Source organism: Actinomyces sp. ICM47, assembly GCF_000278725.1.
Classification (GTDB): domain Bacteria; phylum Actinomycetota; class Actinomycetes; order Actinomycetales; family Actinomycetaceae; genus Pauljensenia.
In genome coordinates this window covers 1-7,527 of record NZ_ALCA01000102.1, presented here as the reverse complement: position 1 = coordinate 7,527, position 7,527 = coordinate 1, and the positions used below count along the sequence as shown (strand labels likewise).

General features: G+C 61.6%; 6 protein-coding genes and 1 pseudogene. 5 read left to right on the top strand and 2 right to left on the bottom strand.

The window, feature by feature from the left end; all coding sequences use genetic code 11:
• Positions 1-18 precede the first annotated feature (18 nt).
• Complete coding sequence (locus HMPREF1136_RS07130) at positions 19-711, bottom strand: MgtC/SapB family protein (protein ID WP_009648669.1); 693 nt, start codon at positions 709-711, stop codon at positions 19-21.
• A gap of 347 nt (positions 712-1,058) precedes the next feature.
• On the opposite strand from HMPREF1136_RS07130, the gene HMPREF1136_RS07125 reads away from it, so the two are divergent.
• The 4 genes from HMPREF1136_RS07125 to HMPREF1136_RS07110 all read left to right on the top strand — a co-directional run bounded on the left by HMPREF1136_RS07125 (position 1,059) and on the right by HMPREF1136_RS07110 (position 6,288).
• Positions 1,059-2,564 carry an amino acid permease gene (locus HMPREF1136_RS07125; RefSeq protein ID WP_009648667.1) on the top strand — a complete coding sequence of 502 codons (1,506 nt, stop codon included), beginning with the start codon at positions 1,059-1,061 and terminating at the stop codon, positions 2,562-2,564.
• Between the two features lie 165 nt (positions 2,565-2,729).
• Positions 2,730-3,383, top strand: a complete 654-nt coding sequence (locus HMPREF1136_RS07120; RefSeq protein ID WP_009648671.1) for a hypothetical protein — start codon at positions 2,730-2,732, stop codon at positions 3,381-3,383.
• Between the two features lie 269 nt (positions 3,384-3,652).
• Entirely contained in the window at positions 3,653-4,003 is a 351-nt protein-coding gene (locus HMPREF1136_RS07115) for a hypothetical protein (RefSeq protein WP_009648668.1), read from the top strand.
• Positions 4,004-4,191: 188 nt separating this feature from the next.
• Positions 4,192-6,288, top strand: coding sequence for a hypothetical protein (locus tag HMPREF1136_RS07110; protein WP_009648666.1), 2,097 nt, complete (start codon positions 4,192-4,194; stop codon positions 6,286-6,288).
• Between the two features lie 173 nt (positions 6,289-6,461).
• Here HMPREF1136_RS07110 and HMPREF1136_RS07105 read toward each other — a convergent pair whose 3' ends face one another.
• Positions 6,462-6,914, bottom strand: coding sequence for a Panacea domain-containing protein (locus HMPREF1136_RS07105; protein WP_009648670.1), 453 nt, complete (start codon positions 6,912-6,914; stop codon positions 6,462-6,464).
• 257 nt (positions 6,915-7,171) lie between these two features.
• Here HMPREF1136_RS07105 and HMPREF1136_RS07100 point away from each other — a divergent pair.
• Positions 7,172-7,527, top strand: a pseudogene (locus HMPREF1136_RS07100) (transposase family protein); the annotation flags it as partial.

Here is a 7,527-nt window from a genome sequence, read left to right as displayed (position 1 = left end):
GTTGTGTCGTGCAGTGGGCTACTCGTCGTCCTCTTCCGTGATGTCGACGCCGGCAACGCCGTCGAGGTCCGCGAGCGTCGTCACAAGCATCGAGCGTGAGAGATCTTGGCGAGTCGACGCCGTGAAGCGTGCGGTGGACGTGTGGTGGGCTGAATCGGTGCGCGTGGAGACGCCGGACACCGACCAGCCCAGGGCGCTGACCTGCGTGAGGAGGGTGGAGAGCACTCCGTGTCCGGGAGTGTAGTGGACGCTGAGCGTGACCTTGTGCCCGTGGGTGCGCATGAGGATGAACTGGACGAGTGGGGTCAGCAGCGCAATGACGATGAAGTGCAGGGCAGTGCCCGCAAGGGCGAGCCACCACAGGCCAGCGCCGCAGGCCATGCCGATCGCCGCAGTTTCCCAGATGGTGGCGGCCGTCGTTAGGCCTCGGATCGCTCCGTGCCGAGTCAGGATGATGCCCGCGCCCAGGAAGCCGATGCCCGACACGATCTGCGAGGCGACGCGCGAGGGATCGTAGCGGGTGATGCCGTCGATGAGGATGTCTGAGAACCCGTACTTGGAGATGAGCATCATGAGGCAGGCGGTGAGGCCCACGATGGCCTGGGTGCGGATGCCGGCGCTCTTGCCGCGGATCTGTCGTTCGAGTCCGATGGAGGCAGACAGGACAAGGGCGAGCAGCATCCATCCGATGCTGACGAGTTGGTGCGTCATGGTCTCTTCCTTCCTTAGCGCGGGGAGGATCTTAGTGTAGCGACCGAGTCCGGTGGGGGAGTGGATCACGCACGAGGTCGTGGCTCGTTCCGCTCTTTTCATGCACAAGCCGAGTGGCTAGGTGGGGGCTGACGGGGATCTCGTGCTTCGACAAGCTTCGCCTGCGTGCAAAGCCGCCAGATTGTGTGAAAGTGTTGAGATACTGCGCCACGTCGCACGCGCGCCGCGAGGTAAATTGCGTGAGCCAGCCACGGCCTCGTTAAAGGCCACGGAAAGAACGTCCCAATCTCGACACAAGAATTTGGGGCTAGTATGGGACTCACGATCAACAGACGAGGAACCCATTTATGGATACCCCTACTCCCGATGACATCGCCAGCGATGTACAGCAGCGCTCCGACACGCAGCTGAAGCGCGGCCTGGCATCGCGCCACATGCAGATGATCGCCATAGGCGGAGCGATCGGCACCGGCCTGTTCCTGGCCTCGGGTGCCACGGTCGCGAACGCCGGCCCAGGCGGCGCGCTCCTCGCGTACGCGGCGATTGGTCTCATGGTGCTGCTCCTCATGCAGTCCCTGGGCGAGATGAGCGCGCACCAGCCGGTCGCGGGCTCGTTCCAGACCTTCGCGACGAAGTTCATTTCCCCGTCCTTTGGCTTCGCGATGGGCTGGAACTATTGGTTCAACTGGGCGGTGACGGTCGCCGCGGACCTGGTGGCCTCCGGCCTCGTGATGGCCTATTGGTTCCCATCGGTGCCCTCGTGGATATGGGCAGTGGTGTTCCTGGTCATCGTCGTGGGACTCAACGCCCTGTCGGCGCGCGTCTACGGCGAGGCGGAGTTCTGGTTGGCGGCCATCAAGGTCGTCATTGTCGTCGTGTTCGTGGTTTCCGGCGTCTTCATGATCGCGGGCGTCATGGGCACGAACTCGCCGGGCCTGTCGAATTGGACGACCGGCGATGCTCCCTTCCATAACGGTTTCGTCGGCGTCATCGCGGTGTTCATGATCGCGGGCTTCTCGTTCCAGGGCACCGAGCTCGTAGGCGTGGCCGCCGGCGAGTCTGAGAACCCGCGCCGGGACGTGCCGCGTTCGATCCGCACGGTTTTCTGGCGCATCATGTTCTTCTACATTGGCGCGATCGCGGTGATCGGCACGCTGTTGCCCTACACGGATCCGAGCCTGCTCAGCGCCGCCGATGACAGCGCCAACAATGTCGCCCAGTCGCCATTTACGCTCGTGTTCGCCCGCATGGGCATCGGCGCGGCGGCGGCCGTCATGAACGCCGTCATCCTGACGTCGATCCTGTCGGCGGGTAATTCGGGCCTGTACGCGGCCTCTCGTATGCTGCACTCGATGGCCCTCAAGCACCAGGCGCCCGCGATTTTCGCGCGCGTGACGAAGGGCGGCGTACCGGGTTACGCGATGGCCGTGACGACGGTGACGGCGGCGTGCGGCTTCCTCACGCAGCTGGTTTTTGAGGACGCCTACATCTGGCTGGTGAACATCGTCGGAATCTCCGGCATCATCATGTGGCTGGGCATCGCGGTCAGTCATATCCGCTTCCGTCGCGCCTACCTGCTGCAGGGCTACCGCCTGGAGGATCTGCCGTATCGTTCCCCGTTCTTCCCGGCCGGTCCGATCATCGCGTTCATCATGTGCCTGGTCGTGATGGCGGGTCAGAACTATGAGGCCGTGCTTCACGGTCAGGTGTGGGAGGTTGCCTCCTCCTACATCGGTCTGCCGCTCTTTGGTGCGGTCTGGTGGGGCTATCACCTGGTGCGTAAGGACCGGACGGTGCCGCTGGATGAGATGGACGTCGCTCCCGTCGAGATCGAGCCAGTCTCGAATAGCTAAGAACGATGAGAGCCGGGCAGTGCAGACATGCGCTGCCCGGCTTCTTCACTGGATTGACGAGGCCGTGGCTCGCTCACGCTTCGCACCTCCTGCGCGGCTTGTCATCACTCGGTAACTAACGGCGTGGCGGGGCGCTTGTTCCGCGCATTTTCATAGGATGGGTCCATGATGACAACGCGACGCCTCCTTGCCGTGACCGCCCTGTCCGCCCTTGTCTTGGGTGTGAGTGCATGTTCGCCGAAGGATAGCCAGCCGACTTCCGGTGCCACGACCTCGGCCCCGACTCCGAGCGCTTCTGTTTCAGCCAGTGCTACGCCCACCGCACAGAGTGGCATGGACGCCCAGAGCGGGGAGACGCCCCAGAGCGCTTCGCTCGATAAAGGCAACCAGGCTCCTGAGGTTGACGTGACCAACAACGAGGCGCATTGCGACCTGACGAACCTGCAGCCCGCGGTGACGAGCAACCAGCAGATCGGCACCACCACCTACGTCGAGCTGACCTTCACGAATGAGGGAAACTCGTGCTGGGTCAGCGGCTTCCCGCAGGTTCTTTTCGCCTCGGGCGGAGCGACCGTGTCTGAGGCAGTGCGCGACGGCGAGGATCCCGGCAACGTGTACACGATTCCTCAGGGAGGTCGCGTGGGCGTGACCCTCACGGCTGAATCCGTTGATGGCGTCGACGGCTGCACTCCTGCGTCCTCCGATCAGGTCGACATCTTCAACACGGACGGCTCGGGTTCGATCAGCCTGCAGCTCTCGCTGAGCGTTTGCCAGAACCTCGCTTCCGTCGCGGTCAGCCCCTACGAGCCGCGTTCGTGAGCGGTTCGCCCGCCGTCAAGCGGCAGGTGCCGATCGGGTTCCACCGCCTGGCACCTGCTGTCTATGTGTGTGACAGGTGCGCGAGGGTGGAACTCTCCGATTTGTGTATTGCCGCTGACCGAGCTGTCAAGCAACGCCAATATACTGGCTGCCAGAGCTGATACTGATACGCTGATCTGGTTTGAAGGGCTGAGTACCCTTCTGCGCTCACTCGCGCGTGGCGATCACGCGGCGGGCAATACATCAATCAGATATGCAAGGAGACCTCCATGGGTATACGCGAAAACAAGCAGGCGTTCCAGTACGCACTGCCGTACGAGCAGGTGTTCCAAGCGGCGATGGCTGCCGTCCCGAGTGTGCCGAAGGCGACCATGATGGGGGCGGACATGAACGCACGCTACCTCACCTTCGAGACACCCCTGACCTTCATGTCCTGGGGTGAGCGCATCATCGTCGGCTTTATCCCTCACCAGCAGGGCGTTACCGTTGAGGTTTCCTGTGCGACGAAGGGCATACCCAACCTCATGCAGAATGGCCGTAACCGCAAGATCATCAAGCAGTTCATCGACGCGCTGTCCAGCATCGTGCAGGTGAACGGCGTCGAGGTCATCGCGTCCTGACGCATTGCGCTGCGACGCACTGCCTGAGCGTCAGAGCCTGAGCGGTCCCCGGTCTCAGATATGAGGCCGGGGATTATTGTGTGATGTGTAGCTCATGAGCGTCAAGATATTTGTGGCGTGATGGTTGTTCTGTAGGCGTAAGCTGGCAGGTGTATTTCGTCTATTGATGCCCAAGGGGGGAGCGAATCATGGCACGTGGGTACCGGGCAGTCTTGGAGTTAGGCGAGCGGGAGGATGCGCTGCGCGTCGCTGATCGGCTTTTCCATGAGTGGCTGCACGACAAGTATTCGCTGTGGGAGGCGGGCGAGCAAGCCTCATGTAACGACGAGGGCATCTACCGATTCGGCACTCTTCTATCATCGCGAGGGCAGCACATGGACCTCGTCGTAACGAAGACGAGGGAGACTTCTGCCGACAAGCACTACAGGCGACAGCTCTTTGAAACAGTGGAACGCACTCAGGACGGCGAGCACTGGGTGATGCGCCTGTACGCGATGAGCGCCACGAAGGAGTCGGCGTATCGGCAGGTTATCTGGGTGGAGGTGGTCCCACCACGCGACGGGAAATGGGACGCGAAACCTCCACGAGTGGTGTGTGATCTCATCCGTGAGGGCGGAGTCTTTGACCGGGACATGCCGCTGTCGGATACCCTCCAGCCAATCAACGACGCCAACCAGGTGGAGGAACTCATCGGCTGGATCCGTGATCCGCGCAGGAGAACCGCGGTGGTCGTGGCTGCGCCGCTGACCGACGGCGATACGCCGGAAGCTCTGAAGCAGGAAAGCCGGTGGCACCAGATTCTGGCCCCGCTGACGGGTGACTCATTGGGCTGCGCCACCTATTTCTTGCTGACACCGCAGGTGTATGCCGACTACCTCGCAAAGATCGGTGAGGGGCTTGACATGCCGCAAGGGAGCCTGCGTACGTTCCTGCCGGGCGTGCAGCCGGGTGACCTGATCGATGCGCGTCGGCACAGGGTCCTGACCGCGGCGACCCTCTTGCGTGGCTACGACGAGGAGCAGGGACGTTTCCACCCGGCGCTGGCGCGCACGATCGCGAGAACGCCGCGCGAGTACCTGTGGGACAACGGGCTGGACAAGGAACTCCTCCAGGCCCACAAAGTACTCGACCAGCGCAGGGCCTCAATTCCAACCTTCCACCCCCTGGAGGAGGCGCGCCATAAAGAAACACACAGCAAAGAAGCAAGCAAGGAAGTCCCACGCCAGGAGGCTGGGGCCGCACAGCCAAGAGCGCTTCCGACACACAATGGGCGAAAGCCCCGCACGTCCAAGCGTCGTGTCTTACCCAGCGTCGGCCTTGTTCGTCGTTGTGGCATCAAGCCCGCTGCTGTCCGATCTGGTTGGAGCGATCAGCTGCGTGGCCTCATCGGGCACGCGCTCGAGTTTGCGAACCCGCGCGTGCGTGAGGACCGTGAACGAGCCGTCGCGCAGCTGAAGAAGAGACTGGAGGAGAAGACCGCCAGGTGCATTGAACTTGAGGGAGAGCGTGATCATGCGCGTGCAGAAACAGAAGCCGCACAGGAACTCCTCGCTGAGGCGGCGCAGGAGAGTGAGCGTAAGCTCGCGGACCTCAGGTCCGAAGTGGAGGAGTTGACGTCGCATAAGGATGATATGGAGATCGTACTCCTGTATGCGAACGAGGAGATTCGCGAGTTGGAGCAAAAGAACCGTCATCTCGCGTGGAAGGCTACGCATCCGGATCAGCGCGAATCCGACGACAGATATTCGGAAAATATGCTCGACCGGCCACCGGCAGACATGGTTGAACTCTACGACTGGATGACGAGTGACGCGGAGCATGAGCGGGTGCGCCAACACGTTGTCTTCGGTGATCCGGACGCGATGATGGGGGAGATGCTCCGGCTTGACGAGTTGAGCGTGCGAAACTACGCGGAGGACTTTTGGCGCTACATACTGGTCTTGCGCGACTATCTGCGTGCGCGGGAGGCCGGTGATTTCGCAGATGGTAACGTGTACGACTTCCTCAAAGCGGCACCCGACGGCTACCGCACGTGTTCACCGCACCGTCATAAGTCCAACGAGAGTGACACCGTCAAAGGGAATCCGCGCTGGCGTCGTGAGCGTACGTTCCCAGTGCCGACGATCGTTGACCCGAGCGGCGAGATCACGATGTGGACCCACTTCGCGCCCACCCACCACGACCGCAACGCCCCACGCATGTACTACTACGCGGACACAAAAAAGACCCACAAGGTTTACATCGGCTACATCGGTCGTCACCTGACGAACACGAAGACTAACTGAATCGTTCAGATGCAAATCGGCCCCGGCCTCGTCCATTCACGAGGCCGGGGCCAGGTTGTTGAAAAGTAGGGGCGCTGAGCGATGCGTGAACCGAAATCTCGACCAGATGACGCCGAGAATACTCAGCAGCGGTTGTGTGCTGTATCAGGGCATCTCTGGCGCGCAGTTCATAGTCAATGCAGGACGGGGTATGTTTGGTAGTAGTTGTGCATTGCTTGCTTGGTGATGACAGTAGCTGAAGGCTCGGAGGGAGCGAGGCCCTTGCGAGCGTCGAGCCATGGTGACTCCGCGTGGGTTCGCTGGCTCAGATCAGCTCCTGTCGCTTCGCTCATCGCGTCACATACAGCGGCAATGAGTGTGCGCTCCTCTTCCGTCAATCCCTCTGAAGTGCCCGCGTTACCCAATTCACCAGGGCGAATCAGGAACTTGCCGCGGTGAAGGGCATAGAGCTCGGGTGCAACCGGCCCCCCTCGCCATGCTTGGAAATCCTCAGGGAACAGTGGAGTCCCATTATTCACCAAGTGGAGTGCCTGCGAGTAGAAGGCCAGCTTCTGGAGCTTCATTGTTGTGATCGTATCCGTACGCTCCAAGATGTAGGTTGCAACATCGACCACCGAACGTGCCATGTTGGCTCCTCCCTGTGCTGTGCTCACAGCCACTATACTCTGCGTATGGGCAGAGAACAGCCGGAGCGAGTGAGTCGTGAAGCAGCTTCAAAGGCAGGCAAGCGTTTGCAAGCAAGTGAGGGGCTTGATGAGGAAGCTGGCTCTTCGCATTTGAGGGTGTAGGTGTGGTGGGTGGGGTTGGGTGTGTCGTGGTTGTGTAGGGGTCGAGGTCTTTCGATGATGGAGATTCCGACACTGTCCATCTGAAAGACCTCGACATGTCTAATACTACCTTTGATCGCCCTGACCTGAGCGCGTTCACGCGCCTGGATGACCTGGGTCTGGAAGTGACCGGCCAGCGCATTGAGCCAGACCATGCAGTGTTGGCTTGCCGCATTGTTGGTGAGGATCGGTGGTGTCGCTGCTGCGGGTGCCAGGGCGAGGCGCGTGACACGGTAGTCAGGCGCTTGGCGCACGAGCCTTACGGGTGGCGTCCCACGATTTTGCATGTGAGCGTGCGCCGCTACCGGTGCCAGGAGTGCGCTCACGTGTGGCGTCAGGATATGAGCCAAGCGGTCGATCCGCGCGCCAAGCTCTCACGGGCGGCGGTGCGCTGGGCACTCACTGGGCTGGT

Bases quoted from the DNA above. Each gene is read 5' to 3' on its own strand.
- HMPREF1136_RS07130 (WP_009648669.1), bottom strand. From the start codon at position 711: ATGACGCACCAACTCGTCAGCATCGGATGGATGCTGCTCGCCCTTGTC.
- HMPREF1136_RS07120 (WP_009648671.1), top strand. From the start codon at position 2,730: ATGATGACAACGCGACGCCTCCTTGCCGTGACCGCCCTGTCCGCCCTT.
- HMPREF1136_RS07110 (WP_009648666.1), top strand. From the start codon at position 4,192: ATGGCACGTGGGTACCGGGCAGTCTTGGAGTTAGGCGAGCGGGAGGAT.
- HMPREF1136_RS07125 (WP_009648667.1), top strand. From the start codon at position 1,059: ATGGATACCCCTACTCCCGATGACATCGCCAGCGATGTACAGCAGCGC.
- HMPREF1136_RS07105 (WP_009648670.1), bottom strand. From the start codon at position 6,914: ATGGCACGTTCGGTGGTCGATGTTGCAACCTACATCTTGGAGCGTACG.
- HMPREF1136_RS07115 (WP_009648668.1), top strand. From the start codon at position 3,653: ATGGGTATACGCGAAAACAAGCAGGCGTTCCAGTACGCACTGCCGTAC.